Origin of the sequence: Cellulophaga geojensis KL-A, assembly GCF_000568425.1 — a bacterium.
In the GTDB taxonomy this organism is placed as follows: Bacteria; Bacteroidota; Bacteroidia; order Flavobacteriales; family Flavobacteriaceae; genus Cellulophaga; species Cellulophaga lytica.
Window position 1 is genome coordinate 1 of the sequence record NZ_ARZX01000076.1, and the last position, 1,128, is coordinate 1,128.

A 1,128-nucleotide genomic window follows, 5' to 3' on the forward strand; every position below is an offset into this window, starting at 1 on the left:
CTTCTTTACCATCAAGAATTAAATCACCATCAGAATCAGAATTAAAAGGATCTGTACCTAAAGCCGCTTCTTGTGCATTAGTTAAGCCATCCATATCACAATCACTAGTGTCAAGAGGCGTACCACCGTTAGAGTCACAGTCATCAAGCGGGTTGGTATTATCAGTAACTTCTTGTCCGTCTAAAATAGAATCCCCATCTGTATCAGGGTTATTAGGATCTGTACCTAAAGTAACTTCATCACCATCTAAAAGTCCATCATTATCAGAATCAGGATTAAAAGTGTCTGTGCCAATAGTAGCTTCTTGTGCATTAGTTAAGCCATCGTTATCACAATCGCTAGTATCAAGAGGAGTACCACCAATAGAATCACAATCATCTAATGGATCTGTACCATCTGTAACTTCTTGTCCATCAGAAGTCCCATCACCATCCGTATCTGGGTTGTTAGGGTCTGTGCCTAAAGTATTCTCTTCATTGTTTGTAAGTCCATCACCATCTGTATCAACAGAAATAGTTACAATACCTGTGTTAGAGTTTCCAGCAGGATCAGTAGCTGTAATATTAATAATATCTTCATCTGTTAGAGAAGGTAAAGAACCGTTAATTGGTGATTGAGTTTCGGTATCTACACTCCAATCTCCACTAGAGTCAGTAGTAACTGAATATGTAACATCAATAACATTATCACCATTTGTATCAAGCTCTATTATAAGAGATTCGTTAGGATCTCCTTGACCTGTTAAAATAGGAGTAGTGTCTATAGTAATAAAACTATCTACAATTGGTAATGAGTTATCAAGAGTAATAGGATCATTATCTGTAGCTGGGTTGAGAGCAACATCAGCAACATCAGCGGTTACAGTAATTGTTCCATTAGTTAATCCAGAGATATCTGCATCCGCTGCTGTCCAAGTGCCGCTACTAACCGTAGCAGTTGTAGTAACCGTATCAGTACCATCGTCAAAAGTAACCGTTACAGTTTGATTGTCTTCTACATCAGTAGTTGTACCAGAAATAGTTACATCATTATCTTCGGCTGCGTTTACTACGTCATCTCCTTCAATAGGCGTAGTAATGTCTATTGTAGGTGATGAGTTATCTAAAGTAATAGGGTCATTATCTGTAG

General features: G+C 38.0%; 1 pseudogene. It reads right to left on the reverse strand.

The annotated features are described in order from the left end of the window. Positions 1–1,128: pseudogene (locus KLA_RS17770) on the reverse strand (hypothetical protein); the annotation flags it as partial.